Annotated in this window: 23 protein-coding genes; 11 read left to right on the plus strand and 12 right to left on the minus strand. The window is 72.7% G+C overall.

Features of this window, described 5'->3' with window-relative positions; translation table 11 throughout:
* Positions 1 to 137: 137 nt before the first annotated feature.
* Positions 138 to 1,469, plus strand: a complete 1,332-nt coding sequence (locus tag ACFY1H_RS08050) for an NlpC/P60 family protein (protein WP_386945946.1) — start codon at positions 138 to 140, stop codon at positions 1,467 to 1,469.
* Positions 1,470 to 1,488: 19 nt separating this feature from the next.
* Positions 1,489 to 2,157 carry an SMI1/KNR4 family protein gene (locus ACFY1H_RS08055; RefSeq protein WP_386945420.1) on the plus strand — a complete coding sequence of 223 codons (669 nt, stop codon included), beginning with the start codon at positions 1,489 to 1,491 and terminating at the stop codon, positions 2,155 to 2,157.
* Here ACFY1H_RS08055 and ACFY1H_RS08060 read toward each other — a convergent pair.
* Positions 2,111 to 2,893 carry a GNAT family N-acetyltransferase gene (locus tag ACFY1H_RS08060; protein WP_386945422.1) on the minus strand — a complete coding sequence of 261 codons (783 nt, stop codon included), beginning with the start codon at positions 2,891 to 2,893 and terminating at the stop codon, positions 2,111 to 2,113. The two genes, ACFY1H_RS08055 and ACFY1H_RS08060, sit on opposite strands and share 47 nt — an antisense overlap.
* A 379-nt stretch (positions 2,894 to 3,272) precedes the next feature.
* On the opposite strand from ACFY1H_RS08060, the gene ACFY1H_RS08065 reads away from it, so the two are divergent.
* From ACFY1H_RS08065 to ACFY1H_RS08075, 3 genes are read left to right on the plus strand one after another with little or no spacing between them, the layout of a single operon-like run.
* Complete coding sequence (locus ACFY1H_RS08065; RefSeq protein WP_360601617.1) at positions 3,273 to 4,337, plus strand: MoxR family ATPase; 1,065 nt, start codon at positions 3,273 to 3,275, stop codon at positions 4,335 to 4,337.
* 5 nt (positions 4,338 to 4,342) lie between these two features.
* Positions 4,343 to 5,290 carry a DUF58 domain-containing protein gene (locus tag ACFY1H_RS08070; RefSeq protein ID WP_366576231.1) on the plus strand — a complete coding sequence of 316 codons (948 nt, stop codon included), beginning with the start codon at positions 4,343 to 4,345 and terminating at the stop codon, positions 5,288 to 5,290.
* Entirely contained in the window at positions 5,287 to 6,267 is a 981-nt protein-coding gene (locus tag ACFY1H_RS08075) for a VWA domain-containing protein (protein WP_366576229.1), read from the plus strand. The genes ACFY1H_RS08070 and ACFY1H_RS08075 overlap by 4 nt, the downstream gene beginning before the upstream one ends.
* Before the next feature lie 7 nt (positions 6,268 to 6,274).
* On the opposite strand, the gene ACFY1H_RS08080 is transcribed toward ACFY1H_RS08075, so the two are convergent.
* The 6 genes from ACFY1H_RS08080 to ACFY1H_RS08105 are packed head-to-tail and all read right to left on the minus strand — an operon-like array spanning position 6,275 to position 11,558.
* Positions 6,275 to 6,742 carry a tRNA (cytidine(34)-2'-O)-methyltransferase gene (locus ACFY1H_RS08080; RefSeq protein ID WP_366576227.1) on the minus strand — a complete coding sequence of 156 codons (468 nt, stop codon included), beginning with the start codon at positions 6,740 to 6,742 and terminating at the stop codon, positions 6,275 to 6,277.
* 16 nt (positions 6,743 to 6,758) lie between these two features.
* Positions 6,759 to 7,193 carry a thioesterase family protein gene (locus ACFY1H_RS08085; protein WP_366576225.1) on the minus strand — a complete coding sequence of 145 codons (435 nt, stop codon included), beginning with the start codon at positions 7,191 to 7,193 and terminating at the stop codon, positions 6,759 to 6,761.
* A 23-nt stretch (positions 7,194 to 7,216) separates the two neighbouring features.
* The gene (locus tag ACFY1H_RS08090; protein ID WP_366576223.1) at positions 7,217 to 8,158 is read right to left on the minus strand and encodes a TAXI family TRAP transporter solute-binding subunit; all 942 of its coding nucleotides are present in this window, start codon (positions 8,156 to 8,158) and stop codon (positions 7,217 to 7,219) included.
* Complete coding sequence (locus ACFY1H_RS08095) at positions 8,155 to 9,540, minus strand: sensor histidine kinase (RefSeq protein ID WP_386945425.1); 1,386 nt, start codon at positions 9,538 to 9,540, stop codon at positions 8,155 to 8,157. Before ACFY1H_RS08095 ends, ACFY1H_RS08090 begins: the two co-directional genes overlap by 4 nt.
* Before the next feature lie 3 nt (positions 9,541 to 9,543).
* Positions 9,544 to 10,209, minus strand: coding sequence for a response regulator transcription factor (locus ACFY1H_RS08100; RefSeq protein WP_386945427.1), 666 nt, complete (start codon positions 10,207 to 10,209; stop codon positions 9,544 to 9,546).
* Positions 10,210 to 10,223: 14 nt separating this feature from the next.
* Positions 10,224 to 11,558: an MFS transporter gene (locus tag ACFY1H_RS08105; protein ID WP_386945428.1), complete on the minus strand. Its 1,335-nt coding sequence runs from the start codon at positions 11,556 to 11,558 to the stop codon at positions 10,224 to 10,226.
* 348 nt (positions 11,559 to 11,906) lie between these two features.
* Here ACFY1H_RS08105 and fabG point away from each other — a divergent pair, with 348 nt between their 5' ends.
* Together fabG and fabI are read left to right on the plus strand one after the other, a co-directional pair.
* Positions 11,907 to 12,611: a beta-ketoacyl-ACP reductase gene (fabG, locus tag ACFY1H_RS08110; RefSeq protein WP_285966883.1), complete on the plus strand. Its 705-nt coding sequence runs from the start codon at positions 11,907 to 11,909 to the stop codon at positions 12,609 to 12,611.
* Positions 12,612 to 12,668: 57 nt separating this feature from the next.
* Positions 12,669 to 13,436, plus strand: a complete 768-nt coding sequence (fabI, locus tag ACFY1H_RS08115) for an enoyl-ACP reductase FabI (protein WP_360601602.1) — start codon at positions 12,669 to 12,671, stop codon at positions 13,434 to 13,436.
* Positions 13,437 to 13,494: 58 nt separating this feature from the next.
* Here the strand turns inward: fabI and ACFY1H_RS08120 are convergent, their stop codons facing one another.
* Positions 13,495 to 14,706, minus strand: a complete 1,212-nt coding sequence (locus tag ACFY1H_RS08120; protein ID WP_386945430.1) for a Cmx/CmrA family chloramphenicol efflux MFS transporter — start codon at positions 14,704 to 14,706, stop codon at positions 13,495 to 13,497.
* Between the two features lie 121 nt (positions 14,707 to 14,827).
* Positions 14,828 to 15,412, minus strand: coding sequence for a TetR/AcrR family transcriptional regulator (locus tag ACFY1H_RS08125; protein ID WP_386945432.1), 585 nt, complete (start codon positions 15,410 to 15,412; stop codon positions 14,828 to 14,830).
* An 86-nt stretch (positions 15,413 to 15,498) separates the two neighbouring features.
* On the opposite strand from ACFY1H_RS08125, the gene ACFY1H_RS08130 reads away from it, so the two are divergent.
* A complete protein-coding gene (locus tag ACFY1H_RS08130) occupies positions 15,499 to 16,542 on the plus strand; it encodes a ferrochelatase (protein WP_386945948.1) in 1,044 nt (347 codons plus the stop codon).
* Positions 16,543 to 16,648: 106 nt separating this feature from the next.
* Here the strand turns inward: ACFY1H_RS08130 and ACFY1H_RS08135 are convergent, their stop codons facing one another.
* Positions 16,649 to 17,446, minus strand: coding sequence for a hypothetical protein (locus tag ACFY1H_RS08135; RefSeq protein WP_386945433.1), 798 nt, complete (start codon positions 17,444 to 17,446; stop codon positions 16,649 to 16,651).
* 100 nt (positions 17,447 to 17,546) lie between these two features.
* Here ACFY1H_RS08135 and ACFY1H_RS08140 point away from each other — a divergent pair, with 100 nt between their 5' ends.
* The 3 genes from ACFY1H_RS08140 (at position 17,547) to mshC (ending at position 22,267) form a co-directional block, all read left to right on the plus strand.
* Entirely contained in the window at positions 17,547 to 18,944 is a 1,398-nt protein-coding gene (locus tag ACFY1H_RS08140; RefSeq protein WP_386945435.1) for an ATP-binding protein, read from the plus strand.
* Entirely contained in the window at positions 18,944 to 20,902 is a 1,959-nt protein-coding gene (locus tag ACFY1H_RS08145) for a hypothetical protein (RefSeq protein ID WP_386945437.1), read from the plus strand. Before ACFY1H_RS08140 ends, ACFY1H_RS08145 begins: the two co-directional genes overlap by 1 nt.
* A 126-nt stretch (positions 20,903 to 21,028) precedes the next feature.
* Positions 21,029 to 22,267 carry a cysteine--1-D-myo-inosityl 2-amino-2-deoxy-alpha-D-glucopyranoside ligase gene (gene mshC / locus ACFY1H_RS08150; protein WP_386945438.1) on the plus strand — a complete coding sequence of 413 codons (1,239 nt, stop codon included), beginning with the start codon at positions 21,029 to 21,031 and terminating at the stop codon, positions 22,265 to 22,267.
* A 66-nt stretch (positions 22,268 to 22,333) separates the two neighbouring features.
* On the opposite strand, the gene ACFY1H_RS08155 is transcribed toward mshC, so the two are convergent.
* Positions 22,334 to 23,959: an ABC-F family ATP-binding cassette domain-containing protein gene (locus tag ACFY1H_RS08155; protein ID WP_386945440.1), complete on the minus strand. Its 1,626-nt coding sequence runs from the start codon at positions 23,957 to 23,959 to the stop codon at positions 22,334 to 22,336.
* Between the two features lie 154 nt (positions 23,960 to 24,113).
* Positions 24,114 to 24,599: a MarR family transcriptional regulator gene (locus ACFY1H_RS08160; protein ID WP_366576202.1), complete on the minus strand. Its 486-nt coding sequence runs from the start codon at positions 24,597 to 24,599 to the stop codon at positions 24,114 to 24,116.
* Positions 24,600 to 24,642: the final 43 nt, after the last annotated feature.

Genomic DNA, 24,642 nt, shown 5'->3' on the forward strand with positions numbered 1-24,642 from the left:
GGGGGTCCCCCGATGAGGGGAATTGGTGTCTACGGTGTGTGAGTTCCGCCTGAGGCTTGTGATAGTGGTGTGACTGCAGTGGCACGCGGTGTGATCACTGCTGGCAGGCGCTGGTGAGCGGGAGGTGGCGGGTCGTGGTGGTCCGGCGTGGACGGGTCTTGCGGCGTGGTCTCACTGTCGGCTCCTTCGCTCTCGTGGTCCTCTTCGGAGCAACGGGCACGGGCCTGGCGGTGCCGCCGCCCCCGCCCAACCCGAGCGACTCCGAGCTGAACTCGTCGAAGGCCGCGGCCAACGAGAAGGCCGGCGAGGTCGGCAAGCTCACCAACCAGCTCGCGCAGGCCGAGCAGAAGCTCAGCTCGCTGCAGGACGACGTGGAGCTGAAGCAGGAACAGGCCATGAAGGCCCTGGTCGACCTGCAGTCGGCGCAGGACGCCGCGAGCCAGGCCGAGGACGCCGCGAAGTCCGCGCGCACGCAGGCCGACGCCGCGGCCGGCGCCATCGAGAAGGCGCGCCAGGACCTCAAGGAGTTCGCGGCGGCCAGCTTCGAGCAGGGCAGCACGGTCGGCTCCATCTCGGCGTACCTGACCTCCGACAGCCCCAAGGACCTGCTGGCCCGGGCCCAGATCCTCGACTCCATCGGCGGCTCGCGCCTCAACGCGCTCGACCGCCTCCAGCAGGCGCAGACGGACAAGTCCAACAAGGACGCCGCCGCCCGCAAGGCCCTCGACGTCGCGCAGCAGAAGCAGGAAGCCGCGCGCCAGGCGAAGAGCGGCGCCGACGCCGCCCAGGCCGACGCCGTGCAGGCGCAGCAGACCCAGGCGTCGCAGAACCAGCAGCTGCAGGCGAGCAAGAGCTCGGTCGAGCAGCAGCTCTACGCGGCGCAGTCGAAGGTCAACGGCCTGCAGGGCCAGCGCCAGCGCTACCAGGACTGGCTCGCGCAGAAGCAGCGCGAGGACGAGGAACGCGCCCGCCAGGCGGCGTTGAATTCTTCGGGCGGCGGCGGCCGTCCCTCCTCCGGCGGCGGTGGCCGGCCTTCGCCCGCGGCGGGCTCGTCGATCGAGTCCGTGATCGCCCGCGCGCTCTCGCAGCTGGGCCGCCCGTACGCCTGGGGCGGCGGCAACGGCAGCGGCCCCACCCGCGGCATCCACGACGGCGGCGTCGCCGACATGTACGGCGACTACCGCAAGATCGGCTTCGACTGCTCCGGCCTGATGATCTACGCCTTCGCCGGTGTGCGGTCGTTGCCGCACTACAGCGGCTACCAGTACACCTCCGGCCGCCGCGTCCCCCTCTCCCAGATGCGCCGCGGCGACATGCTCTTCTGGGGCGGCTCGGGCGGCATCCACCACGTCGCCCTGTACCTCGGCGGCGGGCAGATGGTGGAGGCTCCGCAGTCCGGCTCGTACGTACGGGTGACGGCGGTGCGGTACGGCGGGATCATGCCGTATGCGACCCGGTTGATCGGCTGAGGTTCTACGCTCGTCCCTCGTGACGTGGGACGGAGTCCGCGACCGGCTGGCGCGGCTGGCGAAGCGGCGGGACGCGAGCTCGGTGTTCGGCGCGAGCGCCCACGGATTCCGGCTGGCTCCGCCGCTGAGTGAACGCGACGTCGAGGCTGTCGAGGGGCAGTTCGGCGCGCCGTTGCCCGAGCCGTACCGGAGCTTCCTCGTCGAGGTCGGCGCCGGTGGGGCCGGCCCGGGCTACGGGCTGCTGGGTTTCGGCCGGGCCGGTCGGCGCTGGGAGTTCGCCGCCGGCGACCGACGTGGCGGCGACCGCGTGGACCTGCGGACGGAGTTCCCGCACCGCGAGCTCTTCCACCACGCCGAATGGCCGGACGTCACGAAGATCCCGCAGGAGCGCTGGCCGGAGCTGACCCGCTCGCTCGATGCTCGCGACGAGGCCGACACCCGCGGCACCCTTCCGCTCTGCCACAGCGGCTGCGGCCACTACGACCTCCTCGTGGTGACCGGCCCCGATCGTGGCGCGCTGTGGTTCGACGGCGAGGCCTCCGACGGTGGCATCGGGCCGCAGGCCGACGGCCAGGGCCGGATGACGTTCGACCGCTGGTACCTCGGCTGGCTCGCGGAGGTCGAGGCCGAGGTGGGCCGGCCTAGGCCGGGGTCCAGACGTAGGGCGTGGTCGTGGTCACGGCGGTGAAGCCGAGGCGCTGGAGGATCGGGCGGCTCGGCGGGAGGGCGTCGACCTGGAGGTAGCGCGCGCCGCGGGTGCGGGCGGTGGCGGCGCGGTGGGCGACGAGCGCGCGGTAGAGGCCGCGGCCCCGGAAGGACGGCAGGGTGGCGCCGCCCCAGAGGCCGGCGAAGGTGGTGCCGCCGACGAGTTCCAGGCGGGCGGCGGAGACGAAGTGCCCGGCGGACTCGGCGACGACGTGGACCGTCGTGCCGTGGTCGGCGCGGGCGCGCGCGAGGAGGTCGCGGACGGTGGCGGCCTCGTCACTGCCGAAGACGGTGGCGCTGAGGTGGGCGATGCGGCGCAGATCGGCCTCGCCGGAGGCTTCGCGGATGGTGACGTCGGGCGGGGGCGGAGCCGAGGGGGAAATCGCGTCGAGGGGCGCGATGAGGACAGTTTCCGTTTCCTCCGGTGCGAATCCGGCGGCGAGCAAGCGGTCGGGCAGATCGGCGGGACGGTCGTGGGCGCGGGTTTTCCATTCGAAAGCTTCACCGCGTGCGGCGAAGAAGCGGACCTGGCGGGCGATGAGGGCGTCCAGCGAAGCGCCGGCCACGCCGAGGTCCGGCGGCCCCGCCACGAAACCGCGCCGGGCGCCGAGGATGCGGGTGACGGGAGCGTCGCGGTCCAGGGTCGTGCCCGGTTCCGGTGTGGTCAGCTCGGCGGTGCGCACTTCGGCGTCGTAGGCGGCCAGCAGGGGGTCGGTCATGAGAGAACGCTAGCGTGGGCGGGGGAGTACGCGGGGGATCGCGTTCGCCGGCGGGCCGTCCATTGACTGTCCGGTGTGGACAAGCCGGAGCTGACGTGCAGGGGAAGCCGTGGTGGAGTCCACTGTGGACCAACTGCCCGCGCCCGCGCCGCGGCAGGGGAGGGTCGCGGCTGCATCGAACCGCAGGTCGAACCGGTCAAAACCGACGATCACGACACGCCGCGCGACCTGCGCCGGCGTCGCTGACACGGTCTTCACAGCTGTCACACCGCTGATGCGCTTGGCTACCGTGACGGCCAGCGTGCCGCGCGGACTTCGACCACCGGGAAGCAGTACGGTCGCGGGCGAGCCCGGAGGAAGCAGAACCACAGGAGGCAGAGTGACCGAGCCCGGCTACGCCGAGGGCGGGAACGGGCAGCAGCCCGGCACGCCGGCGCGGGACGCCCAGTTGCTGGAACGCACCGTGTTCGAGGTCAAGCGCATCATCGTCGGCCAGGACCGGCTGGTGGAGCGCATGCTCGTCGGGTTGCTGGCGAAGGGGCACCTGCTGCTGGAAGGCGTGCCCGGTGTCGCGAAGACGCTGGCCGTGGAGACCTTCGCGCGGGTGGTCGGCGGGTCGTTCTCCCGGGTGCAGTTCACGCCCGACCTCGTGCCGGCCGACATCCTCGGCACGCGCATCTACCGCCAGGGCGCCGAGCGCTTCGACGTGGAGCTGGGCCCGGTCGTGGCCAACTTCGTGCTCGCCGACGAGATCAACCGCGCGCCCGCGAAGGTGCAGTCGGCGATGCTGGAGGTGATGGCCGAGCGGCACGTGTCGATCGGCGGCCAGACCTTCCCGATGCCCGACCCGTTCCTCGTGCTCGCCACGCAGAACCCGATCGAGAACGAGGGCGTGTACCCGCTGCCCGAGGCGCAGCGCGACCGCTTCCTGTTCAAGATCGTGGTCGAGTACCCCACGGCCGAGGAAGAGCGCGAGATCATCTACCGGATGGGCGTCACGCCGCCGGTGCCCCACGAGGTGCTCAGCCCCAGCGAGCTCGTGCGCCTGCAGGGCGTCGCGTCGCAGGTGTTCGTGCACCACGCGCTGGTCGACTACGTGGTCCGCCTCGTGCTCACCACCCGCACGCCCAACGACCACGGCCTGGCCGACGTCGCGGGCTGGGTGTCCTACGGCGCGTCGCCGCGCGCGAGCCTCGGCATCATCGCCGCCGCCCGCGCGCTCGCGCTGGTGCGCGGCCGTGACTACGTGCTGCCGCAGGACGTCGTCGACGTGGTGCCCGACGTGCTGCGCCACCGCCTCGTCCTGTCCTACGACGCGCTGGCCGACGGCGTGCCCGTGGACCACATCATCACCCGCGTGCTGCAGACGGTGCCCCTGCCGCAGGTCTCGGCCCGGCCGCAGGGCGGGACCGGGCCGGTGCCGGCGGGCGCGCCCGTCAGGTAGTCGGCGTGGCAGGGAAGGCGCAGAAAGACGAGCGTCCCGGGTGGGCGCCCCCGGTGCTGCGCGGCGACCGCCTGGAGGCGGGGCTGCGCACGCTGGAGCTCGACGTCCGCCGCCGGCTCGACGGCCTGCTGCAGGGCAATCACCTCGGCCTCGTGCCGGGTCCCGGCTCCGAGCCGGGCGAGGCGCGGCCGTACCAGCCGGGCGACGACGTGCGGCGGATGGACTGGGCCGTCACGGCCCGCACGACCACCCCGCACATCCGCGAGACGGTGGCCGACCGCGAGCTGGAGACGTGGGTGGTCGCGGACATGTCCGCGAGCCTCGACTTCGGCACCGCGCTGTGCGAGAAACGCGACCTGGTGGTGTGCGCGACGGCCGCCGTCGCCCACCTCACCGGCGGGGGCGGCAACCGCATCGGCGCGCTCGTGTCCAACGGCCAGGGTGTGAACCGCATCCCCGCGCGCGGCGGGCTCGCCCACGCGCGCGGCCTGATCCGGCGGCTGGCCGAGACCCCGCGGGCGCCCGAAGGCGTCCGGGGAGATCTCGCCGACGCGCTGGAGCAGCTTCGCCGTCCGCCGCGGCGGCGGGGCCTGGGCGTGGTGATCTCGGACTTCCTGGGACCCACCGACTGGCAGCGGCCGTTGCGCGCGCTCGGCGGGCACCACGAGCTCATCGCCATCGAAGTCCTCGACCCGCGCGACGTGGACCTGCCCGACGTGGGCACCGTCGTCCTGGCCGACCCGGAGACAGGGAAACAGCGCGAAGTGCACGCTTCCGCCTTGCTGCGCAAGGAGTTCGGCGCCGCGGCGCACGCCCACCGGCAGGACGTCGCGGCCGGGCTGCGCCGCGCGGGTGCGGCGCACCTGGTGCTGCGCACCGACTCCGACTGGATCGCCGACATGGTGCGGTTCGTGGTCGCCCGCAAGCGCCGCTGGTCGGGAGGTGTCGCATGAGCTTGGCCGGGTTCACGTCGCCGTGGTGGTTCCTGCTGCTGATCCTGGTGGCGGCCGTCGCCGTCGCCTACGTGCTCGCCCAGCGCGCGCGGCGCAAGCGCGTGATGCGGTTCGCGAACCTGGAGCTGCTCGACAAGGTCGCGCCGAAGACGCAGGGCTGGATCCGGCACCTGCCGGCGGTGCTGATCGTGCTGTCGCTGCTGGTGCTGACGGTGGCCCTGGCCGGGCCGACGGCCGAGCAGAAGGTGCCGCGCAACCGCGCCACGGTCGTGCTGGTGATCGACGTGTCGCTGTCGATGGAGGCCACCGACGTCACGCCGAACCGCCTGAAGGCGGCACAGGACGCGGCCAAGCAGTTCGCGGAGAACATGACCCCGGGCGTGAACCTCGGGCTGATCTCCTTCGCGGGCACCGCGACCGTCCTGGTCAACCCGACCACCGACCGCGCCGGCGTGGTGAAGGCGATCGACAACCTGAAGCTCGCGCAGTCCACCGCGACCGGTGAAGGCATCTTCGCGGCCATGCAGTCGATCGAGAGCTTCTCGGCCGTGGTCGGCGGCGCCGACGGTCCGCCGCCCGCGCGCATCGTGCTGATGAGCGACGGCAAGCAGACCGTGCCGGAGGATCTCTACGCCCCGCGCGGCGCGTACACCGCGGCGCAGGCGGCGAAGCAGGCGCAGATGCCGATCTCGTCGATCTCGTTCGGCACCACCCACGGTTCGGTCGACATCGAGGGCAAACCGCAGGACGTGCGGGTCGACGACGACTCCCTGAAGGAGATCGCGCGGCTGTCCGGCGGCGACTTCTACAAGGCCGCCAGCGCCGACGAGCTGAAGAAGGTCTACGCCGACCTCGGCGAGCAGATCGGCTACGAGCTCAAGAACGCCGACGCGAGCAAGCCCTGGGTCGTGATCGGCACCCTGGTGCTGATGATCGGGGCGGCGGCCGCGTTGCTGATCGGGCAGAGACTCCCGTAGCGGGGCGTCAGCCTGGCGGCAGGCCGAACCCGTTCTGCCGCCAGGCTTCGTAGATCGTGATGGCCGCGGTGTTGGCCAGGTTGAGCGAGCGGCTCGTGGGCAGCATCGGCAGCCGCACCCGGTCGGTGATCTCGGCTGAGTGCTGCACGGCGTCGGGCAGGCCGGCGGACTCCGGGCCGAACAGCAGCACGTCGCCGGGTTCGTAGGCCACGTCGGTGTAGAGGCGCGCGGCCTTGGCGCTGAACGCGTAGACCTTGGCCGGCAACAGCGCGTGCCACGCGGCGGCGAGGTCCGCGTGCACGTGGACGCGGGCGAGGTCGTGGTAGTCGAGCCCGGCGCGGCGCAGCTGCTTGTCCTCGAGCGTGAACCCCAGCGGCTCCACCAGGTGCAGCTCGCAGCCGGTGTTGGCGGCCAGCCGGATGGCGTTGCCGGTGTTCGGCGGGATCTCGGGGTGGTAGAAGAGCACGCGGAACATGGCCGGACCTCGAACGTCAGGAAGCGGTGGGTGCGGGCAGGTGGGCCGCGTAGACGTCGCGCACGGCGGCGGGCGGCTCGGTCTTGCGCAGGGTCACGGGGTCGATGAACACGTAGCGGATCTTCGCCTCGGTGGTGAGCTTGCCGCCGCGGCGGATCTCCGACTCGTAGACCATCGACGTGGTCCCGAGATGGGTGAGGAACACCGACACCACGAGGTCGTCGTCGTAGCGGCACGGCGCGCGGTAGCGCAGGTTCGACTCCGCGACCACCACGTCGATCCCCGTGGCCAGGAACGCCTCGTGCGAGCCGAACAGCGCCTTCTCGACCTCGAAGGAGGCCATGTCGACGTAGGCCAGGTAGTGCGCGTTGAAGACGATCCCCTGGCCGTCGCACTCGTGGTAGCGCACGCGCAAGGGCATCTCGACCAGCGGTCGGCGCGGTGGGGTCACGCGACCAATCTAGCGAGCGCGGATCAGCCGTGGAGCGCCCGGTACGTGTCGGCGGCCCCGGGGTGCAGCGGCACGGGCTGGGTGCCGATGAGCGTGCGCACGTCGAGGAACTGCGTCCCGACGGCTTGTGCCGGGACCAGATCGGCCGCGCGCCCGGCGAGCACCCGCACCACCGCCGCGGCGACGTCCGAAGGCAGCCGCGGGGCGCAGACGAGCAGGTTCGCCACGCCGATCGTCGCCGGCGCCCCGACACCCGCGTACGCGCCGGCGGGGACCTGGACCTGTTCGTAGACCGGCCCGTGCTTCGCGCGCAGCGCGGGGATCACCGATGCGAGCGGCAGCAGGGCGAGCGGCGTCGTGCGGTTGAGCTCGGCGAGCGCCGGGGTGGGGAGACCGCCGGACCACAGGAGCGCGTCGATGCGCTGGCTCTGCAGCGCGGCGATGGCGTCCGCCAGCGGCAAGTGCTGCGCCACCACCGACACGCCCGCCGCCGCGAACACGCGCTCGCCCAGCTGCGCGGCGCCCGATCCGCCCGCGCCGACGGACACCGGCCGTCCGGCCAGGTCCCGCAGCTGCGCGAGGTGATCGTCCGCGCGCACCACGAGCTGCAGGTAGTTCTCGTAGACCCGGCCCAGCGCCTGCACCGGCACCGGCGCGGGGAAGGGCGCCCGGCCCGCGAGCGCCGACTGCGCGACGTCCGCGAGCACCAGTCCCAGGTCGGCCTTTCCGTCTCGGACGCGCTCGACGTTCACGACACTCGCCTCGGTCGGCACGGCCGTGCAGTGCAAGCGCGGCTCCGCCCGGCTCACCTCGCCCGCGAGCACCTCCGCGAACGCCAGGTAGAACCCGCCCTCCTCCCCGGCGGCGATCGTGACGGACCGCTCGGGGCCGCGATACGCGGGCGCGCACCCGGCCAGCGCGAGGCCGAGTCCGCCGAGCAACGCGGTGCGGCGCGTGATCGTCACGGTGTCACCGCCGGCAGGGTCACGCGAACCTGCAACCCGTGCGGGGCGTTGGCGCGCAGTTCGAGGCTGCCCCCGCGGGCCCGGGTCTGTTCGCGCGCGATGGCGAGGCCGAGGCCTGTGCCGCGGGGCGCGCCGTCGCCGCCGGCGCGCCAGAAGCGGTCCGTCGCGCGGGCCAGGTCGGCGGCGGGCAGACCGGGGCCGTCGTCGGTGACGACGAGGGTGGCGGCGCCCGGCGAGGTCTCCCACGCGGCGGAGATGGTGGCGCCGCGGCCGGCGTGGTGGACCGCGTTGTCGAGGAGCACGTCGAGGATCTGCGCGAGCTCGCCCTCGGGAGTGTGGACGAGGACCGGTTCGTCGTGGCCAGAGCAGGGGAGCAGGGTGGCCCCGACGTCGTCGGCGGCGGGGCGCCAGGCGTCGACGCGTTCGGCGAGCACGGCGGCGAGGTCGGCCGGTTCGTCCGCCGCGCCGGCGGCGATGCGGGTGGCGGTGGACTCCGCGGTGGCGAGGGCCAGGAGCCCGTCGAGGATGCGTTCGAGTCGCTCGACCTCCGCGACGATCGCGCGGTACGCGGGCTGGTCGGCCTCGGCCGAGGCGAGGGAGTCGACGCGCAGCCGCAGCGCGGCCATCGGGTTGCGCAGCTGGTGGGAGGTGTCCGCGACGAGCCGGTGCTGCTGGTCGGCGGCCTCGGCCACGGCATCGGACATGCGGTTCACCGAAGCCGCCAGCGACCGCAGCTCGCGCGGCCCGGAGCTTTCCGGTACCTGTGCGCGGTGGCCGCCCGCGACGGCCAGCACACCCGTCTCGAGCTCCACCAGCGGCCGCACCATCCACCGGGTCAGCAGCACCGCCAGCAGGACGAACACGGTGGCCACGAGCAGCGCCCCGGCCGCGATCGCGCTCCAGCGGGCGGCGACGTCGGCGGCCGCCGCGGCCACGGAAGCGCGCAGCACCACCACGCCGGCCACCCGCGTGCCCGAACCCACCGGCCGCGCGAACAGCACCGGCCCGGCCGACCACGGGCTCAGCCGTTCGACGCGCGGCGCCGGCTCGTTGCGCATGGTCGCCTCCACGAGCGCACGCACCTCCGGCGCTGCGGCCGTGAGCCCACCCGTCTGCACCAGCGGCGCGCGCTGCGCGTCGACGACCACCACGGCCTCGCCGTAGAGCGCCGAGTACCGCTCGGCCTCGGCGTCGAGGGCCGCCGGGTCGTGGGCGTCGACCGCCTGCTGTGCCAGCACGCCGAACCGGTCGACGTCGCTGCTGCGGGAGATCACCAGCTGCTGCGTGCGCTGCTCCGCGGTGCTCGCCAGCAGCGGCACGGCGAACGCGGCCACCACGAGCAGCGCGAGCGCGACCAGCACGACGAGCAGGCGGGTGCGCACCGCTCAGCCCCGGCCCAGCCGGTAGCCGAAGCCGCGGATCGTGGTGAGCAGGCCCGGGCGGTCCAGCTTGGCGCGCAGCTGTGTCATGTGGACGTCCAGCGACCGCGAGATGGCGAGGTACGCGTCGCCCCACACCTCGTCCATCAGCTGCTGGCGGCTCACGGCGGTGCCGGGCCGCGCGGCGAGCACGGCCAGCACCGCGAACTCCTTCGTCGTCAGCCCGATGTCCCGGCCCGCCACGAGGACGCGGCGCCCGCCTAGGTCGATCTCGACGTCTTCGAGCCGCACCACGGCGTCGTCGGCCGGGAGGTCGCGCCCGCCCGCCCGGCGCACGACGGCGTCCATCCGCGCGAGCAGTTCGGCCAGCCGCACGGGTTTCGTGAGGTAGTCGTCGGCACCCAGGCGCAGCCCGCGGACGACGGAGCGCTCGTCGCCGCGCGCGGTCAGCACGATCACGGGCACGCCCGAGACCTGGCGGATCTTGCGCAGCACGTCGAGCCCGTCGAGGTCCGGCAGGCCGAGGTCGAGCAGCAGCAGGTCGGCCTCGCGGTGCCGGTGCAGCGCGTCGGCACCACGGCCGACGCTGGTCACGGTGTGGCCGCGCGCGTGCAGCGTCTCGGCGAGCGCACCGGCGACCCCGGTGTCGTCCTCCACGAGCAGCACGCGCACGGCCGTCCTCCCGGTCAGTCTTCGTCCCGCTCCAGCGCGGACGAACGCGACGTTTCGCGCATTGTCCCGTACACGACGAGCGAGACGAGGATGCAGCCCGCGACGTACCAGAAGAACAGGGATTCGTGCCCCGCCTTCTTCAGCGCCTGCGCGATGAGCTCGGCCGTGCCACCGAAGATCGCCACCGTCAGCGCGTACGGCAGGCCGACGCCGAGCGCGCGGATCCGCGTGGGGAACAGCTCGGCCTTCACGATCGCGTTGATGGACGTGTAGCCCGTGACGATCACGAGCGCGCCGAGCAGCAGCAGGAAGGCGAGCACCGGCTGTTTGGTGCGTGCCATCGTCGTCATGATCGGGACGGTGAGAACGGTGCCCGCGATGCCGAAGAACATCAGCAGCTTCCGCCGGCCGATCCGGTCCGACAGCCGCCCGGCCACCGGCTGCAGGAGCGCGAACACGAGCAACGCGACGAACAGGATCCACGTCACCGTGCGGCGCGGGATGCCGGCGGTGTTCTCGAGGAACTTCTGCGTGTAGGTCGCGTAGGTGTAGAAGGCGACCGTGCCGCCGAGCGTGAGGCCGACGACGAGCGCGATCTCCTTGGGGTACTTCACGAGCGTGCGCAGCGTGCCGCGTTCGCCGGCCTGCCTGCCGGACCCTGATCCCGACTCCGCGGCCACGCGCTCGTAGCTGGCCGACTCGTCCATGCTGCGCCGCAGCGCCATCACCACCACGGCCGCGACGGCGCCGACGACGAACGCGATGCGCCAGCCCCAGTCGCCCATCTGCGCCTCGGTGAGCACGCTCTGCAGGATCAGCTGCAGCCCGAGCGCGAGCAGCTGCCCGCCGACGAGCGTCACGTACTGGAAGCTGGAGTAGAACCCGCGTTTGCCGGGAGTGGCCACTTCGGACAGATACGTTGCCGACGTCGAGTACTCACCACCCACGGAGAGGCCCTGCAGCAGCCGCGCGAGCACGAGCAGGATCGGCGCCGCGACGCCGATGGCCGCGTAACCCGGCGTCGCCGCGATGAGCAGCGAGCCGAACGCCATCATCGAAACCGAGAGCACGAGCGCGCTGCGGCGCCCGAACCGGTCGGCGAAGCGGCCGAGCAGCCAGCCGCCCAGCGGGCGCATCAGGAACCCGACGGCGAACACGGCCGCGGTGTTGAGGAACTGGGCCGTCGCGTCGCCGCCGGGGAAGAACGCTTTGGCGAAGTAGATCGTGAACGCCGAGTAGGCGTACCAGTCGTACCACTCGACGAGGTTGCCGATGGAGCCGCGCAGCACGTTGCCGACGACTCGCCGCTCGCCCTCGCGGGTCGCCGGGGTGGGGATCCGGGTAGTCATCCTTGACCTCCTGTGTCGCGACACACGGTGACCACCGGAGCACGCGCGCGGCAAGGTCGCGGCGCTGTTCCTTACCTGTCCTTAGGCGAGTTCCGAGCGTCTCGGAGAGCCCGGGGACCGGCGATCCTGATCACGTTTTGTGCGGATCGCACGCCCGGCCTTCCCCCGGTTTGTAGGAACCCTCTGGTCTGCGCAAACGGACCGGCGCGCCGCGCCCTAACCTCCGCTCTGGACTTCCGCGCCCGGCCCGGACGCGGAGGTGGCGCCGGGTGCGGCGACGCCGCGCGCGGCCGATAGCCTCGTCCCCACGCGTTCGCGACAGGGACACCGAGCAGAGGGAGACGTGCAGTGGGACGGTCGGTCTTGGTCACCGGCGGCAACCGGGGTATCGGTCTGGCGATCGCCCGGGACCTCGCCGAGCAGGGCCACCAGGTGGCGGTCACCCACCGCGGCTCCGGCGCGCCGGAAGGGCTCTTCGGGGTCGAAGCGGACGTCACGGACGCCGAGCAGATCGACGCCGCGTTCAAGCTGGTCGAGGAGCACCAGGGCCCCGTCGAGGTGCTGGTGTCCAACGCCGGGCTCACCGACGACACGCTGCTGATGCGCATGAGCGAGGAGCAGTTCGAGCGCGTGGTGAACGCGAACCTCACCGGCGCGTTCCGGGTCGCCAAGCGCGCGTCGCGCGGCATGCTGCGCGCCCGCTGGGGCCGGTTCATCTTCATCTCGTCGGTCGTCGGGCTCTCCGGCTCGGCGGGCCAGGCGAACTACGCCGCGTCGAAGGCCGGCCTCGTCGGGTTCTCGCGCTCGCTCGCGCGGGAGCTCGGCTCGCGCAACATCACGTCCAACGTGATCGCGCCCGGCTTCGTGCGCACCGACATGACCGACGCGCTCGGCGAGGACCGCAAGAAGGAGATCCTCGCCAACGTGCCCACCGGCCGCTACGCCGAGCCGGCCGAGATCGCCGCGGCCGTGCGCTACCTCGCCTCGGACGACGCCGCCTACGTCAACGGCGCGGTGCTGCCGGTCGACGGCGGCCTCGGCCTCGGCCACTGACCTGCCGACTTTTCGCGACCACCCCTAGCGACATCACCCGAGACCTGGAGGAACCCGTTGCCCGGACTGCTCGAAGGCAAGCGGCTGCTGATCACCGGTGTCATCACCGACGCCTCGCTCGCGTTCCACGCGGCCAAGATCGCGCAGCAGGAGGGCGCTGAGGTCGTGCTCACCGGCTTCGGCCGCCTCTCGCTGGTGAAGACGATCGCCAAGCGCCTCCCGAAGCCGGCGCCGGTGCTCGAGCTCGACGTGACCAACTCCGAGCACCTGGACTCGCTGGCCGACCGCGTGCGCGAGCACGTCGACGGCCTCGACGGCGTGCTGCACTCCATCGGCTTCGCCCCGCAGACCTGCCTGGGCGCGCCGTTCCTGGACGCGCCGAGCGACGACGTGAAGATCGCCGTGGACGTGTCGGCGTTCTCGTTCAAGTCGCTGGCCGTGGCGACATTGCCGCTGCTCTCGCGCGGCTCGTCGATCGTCGGCATGGACTTCGACGCGCGCGTGGCGTGGCCGGCCTACAACTGGATGGGCGTCGCGAAGGCGGCCCTGGAGTCGGTGAACCGCTACCTCGCGCGCGACCTCGGCCCGCGCGGCATCCGCGTGAACCTGGTCAGCGCCGGCCCGATGAAGACCATGGCCGCGAAGTCGATCCCGGGCTTCAACGAGCTCGAAGACGGCTGGAACGACCGCGCCCCGCTCGGCTGGGACAGCTCCGACCCGGACCCGACGGCCAAGACCGTCTGCGTCGCGCTGTCGGACTGGCTGCCCGCCACCACCGGCTCGATGATCATGGTCGACGGCGGCGTGCACGCGCTCGGCATCTGAGTTTCTTCCCTTACGGTGAACGGCTCCCGCGATGTGTTCGCGGGAGCCGTTCACCGTTTCACTGCGCGGCGGGTTGGGCCACCGGCTCGTCGGGGGAGAGCGCCGGACGGCGTGGCGTGAGGGCGTCGTCCGAACGCTGCAGGCGCAGCGCGAACGTGAGGGCGGCCAGCGCCAGCCCGCCGAGGCCCACGCTCACCCAGGCGACGCTGGGGAAGCCGAGGCCCGCGTTGATCGCGACCCCGCCGACCCACGGGCCCGCGGTGTTGCCGACGTTGAAGCCGGACGTGGTGCTGGCGCCGACCAAAGTGGACGATCCGCCCGCGACCGAGTAGGCGCGGACGTTGAGGGCCGGATTGGCCGCGAACGCCGCGGCGCCGAGCACGAGGACCGCGGTCACGGCCACCGCCACGTCCGAGGTGACCGCCAGCGCGACGAGCGCGACGACGGCCAGCGCCAGGCTGCCGTAGAGCGTCGCGAACGGGTGGGCGTCGGCGAGCTTGCCGCCCGCGAGGATGCCGATCAGCGCGCCGGCGCCGAAGAGCACCAGCACGAGCGGGACCCACGAAGACGGCAGGCCGTCGGTCGTCGTGAGCAACGGCGCGAGGTAGCTGAACGTCGCGAAGACCATGGCCTGCGTCAGCGCGATCACGCCCAGTGCCAGCCACACGCGTCCGTTCCGGAAGACCCGCAGCTCGGTCCGCACCCGCAGCGCCGAGGAGTCCGAGACCGTGCGCGGCACGAACGCGAGCACGCCGACGACGGCCAGCACGGTCAGCGCCGCCACGGCCCAGAACGCGGTGCGCCAGCCGGCGTGCTGGCCGAGGAGGGTGCCGGCGGGGACGCCGGCGATGTTCGCCAGCGTCAGGCCGCCGACCAGCACCGCGAGCGCACGGCCGCGGCGCGCGGCGGGGACGAGCGAGACCGTGGTCGCCGCGGCGACGGCCCAGAACCCGGCGCAGGCCAGCGCGCTCACGATGCGGGTCGCGAAGAGCAGCCCGTAGCCCGGGGCGAGCGCACCGACGACGTGCGAGCCGGCGAACACCACGAGCAGCGCGAGCAGGGTCGTGCGGCGGGGCAGCTTGAGCGTGCCGACGGCCAGCAGCGGCGCGCCGACCACCATGCCGACGGCGAACGCCGAGATGAGCAGGCCGGCGTCGGGGATGCTGACGCCGAGGTCGGCCGCCATCCCGGGCAGCAGGCCGGTGATCATGAACTCCGAGGTGCCGAGGGCGAAGATGCTGAGCCCGAGCACGAAGACGGCCAAAGGCACGGTTCGTCTCTCCTTGAGGATCGTTTGGTATTGGATCGTCTGGTACAAAACTGGCCCGTGACGCATCGGCGCTGATGCCGGGGTGAAAAAGGGCGAGAGGGTGGCGCGGTCGGGGGTGGGGTCAGCGGCGGGCGAGCGCGGCGACGGCGATGTCGGCCACCACCGTCATGGCCGGACGTTGCGCGCCGCGGCGCGACATCAGCCGCAGCCCGCTCACGGTGCTGTGCACGAACTCCGCGATGTCGCGCGGATCCCGGTCGCGGGTGATGCTGCCGTCGGCCTGGCCGACGCGGGCGCATTCGGCGAGTGAGGCCAGGTGTGCGGCGGTGTCGGCCTCGACGCGCGCCGTGATCTCGGGGTCCGCGGTGCCGAACTCGGCCACGGTGTTCACCACCAGGCAGCCGCGGCGGCCGTGGGTGAGCTCGTCGTCGATCACCGACGCCAGGAGCCGCCGGATCGCGTCGAGCCCGTCGTCGGCTTCTTCCAGTACGGCGGCCCGGCTGCGGACACCGAGCTCGATGTAGTGCTCGAGCGCGCGCCGGAACAGGATTTCCTTGCTGGTGAAGGTGTTGTACACGCTGCTGCGCCCGAGCCCGGTCGCGGCGCAGAGGTCCTGCGTCGAGGTCGCCTCGTAACCGTGGGCCCAGAAGGCGTTCATGGCGCCTTCGAGGGCTTCGGTCTCGTCGAACTCGCGTGGCCTGGGCATGAGCACACCGTACCAGGTTTTGGATAGCTCGGTACACAATGAGCCCGCTCCGTCGTGGGCGCCGCCACAGGGGCAAGATGGACACCGTGGGTTACGACGCGTTGTTATGGCTTTCGTTCGGCGGTCCGGAGGGGCCCGACGAGGTGATGCCGTTCCTCGAGAACGTCACCCGGGGCCGCGGGGTGCCGCGCGAGCGGCTGCTGGAGGTCGCCGAGCACTACCAGCACTTCGGCGGGGTGTCGCCGATCAACCGGCTCAACCGCGCGGCCATCGCGGCCGTCGAGAAGCAGCTGGCGGCCGAGGGACTCGACCTGCCGGTGTACTTCGGCAACCGCAACTGGCAGCCCATGGTGGAGGACACCGTGGCGCGGATGAAGGCCGACGGCGTGCGGCGCGTGCTCGCGTTCCCCACCAGTGCCTACGGCGGTTACTCCGCGTGCCGTCAGTACGACGAGGACATCGTGCGCGCCCGCGAAGCCGTGGGTCCGGATGCCCCGGAGATCGTGAAGCTGCGCCAGTTCTTCGATCACCCGCTGTTCGTCTCCGCCGTCGCCGACGCGGTGCGCGCCGCCCACGGGAGCCTCGGCGACCGGCCCGGCACGCGCACGGTCTTCACCGCGCACTCCGTGCCCGTGAGCGCCGACGTCGCGTCCGGCCCGCCCGCGGAAGGGGGACGGCGCTACTCCCGCCAGATCGCCGAGGCGGCGCGGCTCGTGGCCGCCGAGGCGGGCATCGCGGAGTACGACGTGGTCTGGCAGTCGCGCTCGGGGCCGCCGCAGGTGCCGTGGCTGGAGCCGGACATCGTCGACCACCTCGACGCGCTGCACGCCGACGGTGTGAAGTCCGTGGTCGTCAGCCCGATCGGCTTCGTCTCGGACCACCTCGAGGTGATCTGGGACCTCGACAACGAAGCCGCCGAGCGCGCCGCCGAACACGGCATGGCCTTCGCCCGTGCCGCGACGCCCGACCTGGACCCGCGCTTCGCCGAGCTGGTCGTGGAACTGGTGCGCGAGCACGTTTCCGGCGCCCCGGCCCGCAAGCTCTCGCCCTTCCCGGCCGGCGGCTGCTCGGTCAACGGCGCGCCCTGTTCGATCGGGTGCTGCGAGCCCGCGAAGCGTCCCGCCCGCTGAGCTGAAAGCCCGCGTTGCCCGGGAAAACCGGGCAACGCGGGCAAAACCTCGCTGTTCGCTCTCGGCTGAGCCGAGGTTCCTGGCGATCGACTCACCGCCGGGAACCTCACGGCTGCCGGTCGGCCTGCTCCGCGAACACCTGCACCGCTTCGTTGACCGACGCCGTCCGAGCCGTGCGCACGGCGTCGGACAGCGGCCGCAGCGCTTCGGCCCGGCGGCTGGCGGCCGAAGCGGACAGCGCGCCACCAGGGTCGTCGGTGCGTGCGATGGCCAGGATCGCCGAGATCTCCTCCGCGCGCTGCAACACTCGCAGCGCCCGCGCGGGCGTGCCGGCCGGCCACTCGACCTGCGGCCGCGACCGCAGGTGCGCCGACAGCTCGGCGCGCACGCCGGGGCGGTCGCTGGCCACGTCGAGGGCCTGCAAGGCACCCGCGCTGGCGCGGATCGCGTCCGTGAGCCCGTGTTCGGCGTCGGGCAGCGACTGGTACTCCAGCGGAACCGGGGTGGGCACCGAGTAGACCGTCCAGCGCATGAGCCCCTCGGCGATCGGCTCGGGCACGAGGCCGAAGCCGAGCTCGGTCAGCACCACCGCGTCACCGCAGCGCAGCGCCGCGTCGGCGAACGGGCCGCCGCCGCCGAGCCCGCGGACGTCGCCGGGCACGGGGAGCACGAGCTGGGCCATCTTCACGCCCTGCGCGCGCAGCGCCATGAGGAGCTGGACCGGGGTGGCGGCGCGGTGGAACGCCAGCGGGAGCTCGAAAGCTTCGGCGGCGGGGGCGTCGGCCGCGACGACGTCGTGCGCTTCGCCCCAGGCAGCGAGGGCGTCGAGCACATCATCGGAAGCCGCGGCTCCGTTGAGCCACGCGGAGGACCAGACGGCGAGGGTCGCACTGGGACGGCACACGACGCCCTATTTTACCGGTAGCCCACACTTCGTGGACGATCGCCCACGCTGGAGTCGCTCCACGTCGACGTACGCCGAAACGGTAAGTAGCGTCGATGCCGTGACCGTTGTCCCAGACTCACTTCCCCGTACCGCAGGCGAGCTCCGCGCCGCCGGGTACACCCCGCGCCCCATCGCGCAGGAGATCCACGACAACCTGCTGACCGCCCTTCGTGAAGGCCGCGACGCGTGGCCCGGCATCGTCGGCTTCTCCCGCACCGTCCTGCCGCAGCTCGAGCGCGCGCTGCTCGCCGGCCACGACGTCGTCCTGCTCGGCGAACGAGGCCAGGGCAAGACCCGCCTGCTGCGCACCCTCGCCGGCCTGCTCGACGAGTGGACCCCCGTCATCGAGGGCTCCGAGCTCGGCGAGCACCCCCTCGACCCCATCACCCCCGCCTCGATCCGCCGCGCGGCGGAGTTGGGCGACGACCTGCCCGTGGCGTGGCGCCACCGCAGCGAGCGCTACACCGAGAAGCTCGCGACGCCGGACACGTCCGTCGGTGACCTCATCGGCGACGTCGACCCGGTGAAGGTGGCCGAGGGCCGCAGCCTGGGCGACCCGGAGACGATCCACTTCGGGCTCGTCCCGCGTGCCCACCGCGGCATCGTGGCGATCAACGAACTGCCCGACCTCGCCGAGCGCATCCAGGTCGCGCTGCTCAACGTGATGGAGGAGCGCGACATCCAGGTCCGCGGCTACACGCTGCGGCTGCCGCTGGACGTGCTGCTGGTCGCCACCGCGAACCCCGAGGACTACACCAACCGCGGCCGCATCATCACGCCGCTGAAGGACCGCTTCGGCGCGGAGATCCGCACGCACTACCCGCTCGACGTCGACGCCGAAGTGGCCGTGGTGAAGCAGGAGGCGCACCTGGTCGCCGAGGTCGGCGAGCCGCTGCTGGAGGTGCTGGCCCGGTTCGTGCGCAACCTGCGCGAATCGCCGGTGATCGACCAGCGCTCCGGTGTGTCGGCGCGCTTCGCCGTGGCCGCCGCCGAAACCGTCGCCGCCGCGGCGCTGCGCCGCGCCGCGCTCACGGGGGAGGCCCCGGCCGTCGCGCGGCCGGTCGACCTCGAAGCGGTGCCCGCCGTGCTGCGCGGGAAGATCGAGTTCGAGCCGGGCGAAGAGGGCCGCGAGGTCGAGCACCTCGTGCACCTGATGCGCCGGGCCGTCGCCGAGACCGCGCGCGAGCGCTTCGCCGGACTGGACCTGCGTCCGCTGTCCGACGCCGTCGCCGACGGCCACCTGGTGGCCACCGGCGAGCGCGTGCCGGCCCGAGACGTGCTCGCGGCCCTGCCGGAACTGCCGGTGCTGCACGAGGTCGCCCAGCGTGCCGGGGTGTCCTCCGACGAGCCGGCCGGTCGCATCGCGGCCGCGGTGGAGCTGGCCCTGGAGTCGCTGTTCCTCGCCCGTCGGCTGGCGAAGGACTCCGACGAGAACACCACGGTGTACGGCCAGTAATGCCGCTCATTCCCGAGGGGTACTCCTACGGCCCGTGGCACGACGGGCCGGATCCGCTGGCGCCGCCGGCGGACCTGCGCGACGCGCTCGACGAGATCGGCCGCGAGGTGATGGCCGGCGCGTCGCCGCGCTCGGCACTGGAGGAGCTGCTGCGCCGCGGCACCGAGCGCACGTCGGGGCTCGACGAGCTCACGCGGCGGTTGTGGCAGCGGCGTTCGGAGATCCAGCGCCGCCACCGGCTCGACGGCACGCTGCAGGAGGTGCAGCAGCTGCTGAGCGAGGCGCTGACCGCCGAGCGCCGTGAGCTGTTCCCGGACCCGGACGACGAGGCGCGCTTCCGCGAGGCGCAGCTCGACGCCCTCCCGCCGGGCACCGCCGCGGCCGTGCGCGAACTGAGCGAGTACGACTGGCGCTCGTCGGAGGGCCGGCAGAAGTACGAGCAGATCCGCGACCTGCTCGGCCGCGAGGCGCTCGACGCGCGGTTCCAGGGCATGAAGCAGGCGCTGCAGAACGCCGGGCCCGAGGACGTCGAGCAGGTCAACCAGATGCTGTCCGACCTCAACGCGCTGCTGCAGGCCCACGTGCAGGGTGCCGACGACATCGACGAGCGGTTCGCGGAGTTCATGAACCGCCACGGCGAGTTCTTCCCGGAGAACCCGCGCAACGTCGAGGAGCTGATCGACGCGCTGGCCGCCCGGTCGGCCGCCGCGCAGCGCATGATGAACTCGATGTCGGCCGAGCAGCGTGCCGAGCTGATGGAGCTGTCCCAGCAGGCGTTCGGCGACCCGCGCATCGCCCAGCAGCTGTCCGCGCTCGACGCGGCGCTGCAGGCGCTGCGGCCGGGGGAGGACTGGCAGGGCTCGGAGCGCTTCCGCGGCCAGGACCCGCTGGGGATGGGCGAGGGCGCGCAGGCGATGCAGGACCTCGCGGAGCTCGACGGGCTGGCCGAGCAGCTGGGCCAGGCCTACCCGGGCGCCCGGCTCGAGGACATCGACATGGACGCGCTGCAGCGCCAGCTGGGTCCCGACGCCGGTGTCGACGCGCAGCGACTGTCCGAACTGGAGCGTGAGCTGCGCCGGCAGGGCCTGTTCGAACGCGCGGCCGACGGCACGCTCCGCCTGTCACCCAAGGCGTTGCGGCGCCTGGGCGAGACGGCACTGTCCGATGTGGTCAACTCGCTGCGCGGCAAGACCGGTGAGCGGGAGACCGAGTCCGCCGGAGCCGCGGGGGAGCCCACGGGCGCGAGCCGGCCGTGGCGGTTCGGGGACATGCAGCCGTGGGACGTGCCGCGCACGGTCCGCAACGCGGTGCTGCGCTCGACGTCGCTCGGCTCGCGCGCGGTGACGCTCGACGTCGAGGACGTGGAGGTCGTCGAGACCGAGCACCGCTCGCGCGCGGCCGTGGCGCTGCTGGTGGACACGTCGTGGTCGATGGTGCAGGAGGACCGCTGGCTGCCGATGAAGCGCACCGCGCTCGCACTGCACCAGCTGATCAGCACCCGCTTCCGCAACGACGCGCTGCAGCTGATCACCTTCGGCCGCTACGCGATGAAGGTGGACCTGCCGGAGCTGGTGGGCCTGGAGGGCACGTGGGAGCAGGGCACCAACGCCCACCATGCGCTCCTGCTGGCCGGCCAGCACCTGCGCCGCCACCCCGACGCGCAGCCCGTGGTGCTGATGGTCACCGACGGCGAGCCGACCGCCCACCTCGAACCCGACGGTGAAGCGGTGTTCGACTACCCGCCGGACCCGCGCACGATCTACAAGACACTGTCCGAAGTGGACCGGATCGCCAAGATGGGCGCCTCGGTCACGGTCTTCCGCCTCGGCGAGGACCCGCGGCTGGAAGCGTTCGTCGACACCATCGCCCGCCGCTCCGGCGGCCGCGTGGTGGCCCCCGACCTCGACGGCCTGGGCGCCGCCGTCGTCGGCGACTACCTCCGCAACCGAAGGGATTGACCCGGCTCCGGCTCCGCCGGCAGCGACCACCACCCGAGATCGCGCCGACGGAGCCGGGCCAAGGTCACAACGTTCGATTTCTCACCGGGTGGGAAAGGGGACGGCCGTCCCGTTTACAGTCGAGTCATGCAGACTTGGACCTCCGTCGACGTGCCCCGGTTGCCGGGCACGCCCCGCCCGCTTCGGCTCCACGACACGTCGACCGGGCAGATCCGCCCGACGGCTCCGGGTCCCACCGCCCGGATGTACGTCTGCGGCATCACGCCCTACGACGCCACGCACCTCGGCCACGCGGCGACCTACCTGGCGTTCGACCTGGTCAACCGCATCTGGCGGGACAACGGGCACGAGGTCCACTACGTGCAGAACGTGACCGACATCGACGACCCGCTGCTGGAGCGCGCCGAGCGTGACTCCGACGACTGGGTGGTGCTCGCGATGCGCGAGACGGCGCTGTTCCGCGAGGACATGGAGGCGCTACGCGTGCTGCCGCCGCGGCAGTTCGTGAGCGTGGTGGAGGCGATCCCGGAGATCGTGGAGGTCGTGGCGAAGCTGGTGGCCAACGGCAGCGCCTACCGGGTGGACGACCCGGAGTATCCGGACGTGTACTTCGACCACGCGGCGAGCGGCCGGTTCGGCTACGAGTCGCGCTACGACGAAGAGACGATGGCGAAGTTCTTCGCCGAGCGCGGCGGTGACCCCGACCGTGTGGGCAAGCGGCACCCGCTCGACGCGCTGCTGTGGCGGGTCGCGCGGGAGGGCGAGCCGTCGTGGGAGTCGGAGCTGGGCGCCGGGCGGCCGGGCTGGCACATCGAGTGCAGCGCGATCTCGGTGAACCGGCTCGGATTCGGGTTCGACCTGCAGGGCGGTGGTTCGGACCTGCGGTTCCCGCACCACGAGTACAGCGCCGCGCACGCCGAGGCCGTGGCGGGGGAGCACCCGTTCGCGCGCCACTACGTGCACGCCGGGATGATCGGCCTCGACGGCGAGAAGATGTCCAAGTCGCGCGGCAACCTGGTGTTCGTCTCCCGGCTGCGCGCCGACGGCGTGGACCCCTCGGCCATCCGGCTCGCTCTGTTCGCCGGCCACTACTGCGACGACCGGCCCTGGACCGACGCGCTGCTGACCGAGGCGCAGGAACGCCTGGCCCGCTGGCGCGAAGCCGTGGCGCTCCCCGCGGGCCCCGACGCGACGGAAACCCTCGCCCGCCTGCGCGACCACCTCTCCGACGACCTCGACACCCCTCAGGCCCTCACGGCCATCGACGCCTGGGCCACCGAAGCCCTTCGCCGAGACGGCAAGGACACCGCGGCTCCCGGATTGATCAAGCTCGCCGTCGATGCCTTGCTGGGCATCTCCCTCTGACGGTCAACCGCTGAGCAACGCTGCCGGCCCGGGACCTTCCCGGGCCGGCAGCATCTGTATAACGACCTATACGGCGACGGTTTCGACGGCCATCAGCTCCAGGTGGTCACCGTGCCAGTGACGGCGCAGCCATCGATCATGAGAAGCGACGACGACGGCGCCCGGGGCGTCGTCGAGGGCGGCGAAGAGCTCCTCGGCGAGGGTGAGCGAGATGTGGTTGGTCGGCTCGTCGAGCAGGAGCACGTCCGGCGGGTCCGCGAGCAGCACGGCCAGCGCGAGGCGCCGCCGCTGGCCCACGGACAGCTCGCCGACGGGCCGGCCGAGGTCGCGCGAGGACAGCAGGCCCGAGCGGGACAACGGTGGCGCGTCGTCCCCTAGTGCGGCGCGATAGACCTCGTGGGCGACGCGCTGCGGATCGGGGAACACCACGTCCTGCTCCAGGAGCCCCACCCGCAGCCCGGGTCCGAAGTGGACGGACCCGCCGGTGGGGGTGAGGCGGCCGGCCAGCACCGACAGGAGCGTGGACTTGCCCGCGCCGTTGCCGCCGGTCACGAGCAGCCGCGCCGTGCCGCTCACGTCCAGCCGGTCGAGGGCCAGCCGGCCCGGCACGTCCAGGTCCCGCACCGAGATCGCCGGTCCTTCGCCTGACGCGGCGGCCGTGAGGCGTGCGCGGAACCGCAGTGGCGCGGGGGGTTTGCGCACCTGGTCCTGTTCGAGCTCGTCGAGCCGCAACTGGGCGTTGCGGACGCGGCGGGACACCTGATTCTGCACCCGCCCTCCCTTGAAGTTGTAGAGGTTCTTGTCGCCGTCGGACTGCGCGCGGTTGTGCGCGACCCGCCGCGCCGTGACCGCGACCGACTCCCGCAGCTCCTTCAGCTCGTCCTGCTCTTCGGCGAAGCGCTGTTCCCACCGCGCGCGTTCGGCCCGCTTCTGGTCGAGGTAGTCGCTGTAGGTGCCGCCGTAGCGCGTCGCCCCGCCCACGAGCCGGTCGGCCGGCGCCGGGTCGAGGTCGACGATGTCGGTGCACACCGCGTCGAGGAACACGCGGTCGTGCGACGACAGCACGACGATGCCGGACAGCTCCGCGAGGTGGTGCTCCAGGAACTCCATCGCGGTGTCGTCGAGGTGGTTGGTCGGCTCGTCGAGCAGCAGCGTGGCGGGGCGGCGGATGAGCAGCGCCGCCAGCCCGAGCCGCGACCGCTGCCCGCCCGACATCTCGCCGAGACGCCGGTCGCGCCCGAGCGCGCCGAGACCCAGCCCGTCGCACACCAGCTCGGCGCGGCGGTCGGCGTCCCAGAGGTCGTGGACCTGCGCCCACTCCAGGAGCTTCCCGTACTCGTCGAGCACGCCCGCGTCGTCGGGCCGGTCGGTCATCGCCGCGGTGAGCGCGTCGAGCCGCGCGGCGGCCGCGCGGATGTCGGCCAGTGCGTGGTCGAGGACATCGGCGAAGGTCGCCGACGCCGGGAACGGCAGCTCCTGCAGCAGGAAGCCGACGTCGTCGCCGCGCACGATCTCGCCCGAGCGCGGCTGTTCGAAGCCCGCGAGCAGGCGCAGCAGCGTGGACTTGCCGGTGCCGTTCTCGCCGACGAGCCCGAGGCGGCGCCCGGCCGACGCGGTGAGGGAGACGCCGTCGAGGACGGTCCTGGCGCCGTAGCCGAACACGACGTCGGTGGCTTTGAGGGACAAAGACATGAGGGATCACCGGCCCTGGTGGGTGAAGCAGGTTCCCCGACGGGACTCGTGGCTCGCGGGAGCGGGGCTCGACCGGGAGCGGCCTCGGTGCGAGAAAGGGCTGGGCTCAGTTGTCCATGATGGGAGCAGGTTAACGCAACACCAGTAGGGTTAGTCAACCCCGAATTTCGCGGGGTGGCCGCGCGGCCTCCTCGACCTGCTGTGTGGCCAGGTCGGCGGCGGTCTCGCCGTCGGTCAGGAACGACACCAGGGCGGTGAGCTGACGGCGGTCGAACCCGGCCAGGCGCTCGCCGAACCGCTGGGCGAGCGGGGCGTAGAGCTCGGTCAGCTCCGCCATGCGGTCGGGCAGTGCCCGCACGCGCAGCCGCCGGCGGTCGGCCGGGTCGGGTGCGCGCTCCACGAGCCGGGCGCGCTCCATCCGGTCGAGCATCCGCGTGAACGCGCCGGTGGTCATCCCGAGCAGCCGCGCCAGCTCCGTGGGGGAGTCGGTGGCGCCGCTGTGCACGAGCTGCAGGCAGTGCAGCTCGGCCGGGGTCACGCCGAGCCGGTCGGCGACCGCGGTGTGGAAGCGGACCGTGGCGCTCACGAACCGGGGGAGGGCCAGCGCGGCGGCGGTGGCGAGTTCTCGCTGGTGGGGCAACGGACCGTCCTCGGCGCGGGAGTGGCTGGCGGAGACAACGACT

This window comes from Amycolatopsis sp. NPDC001319, assembly GCF_042896185.1.
Classification (GTDB): domain Bacteria; phylum Actinomycetota; class Actinomycetes; order Mycobacteriales; family Pseudonocardiaceae; genus Amycolatopsis.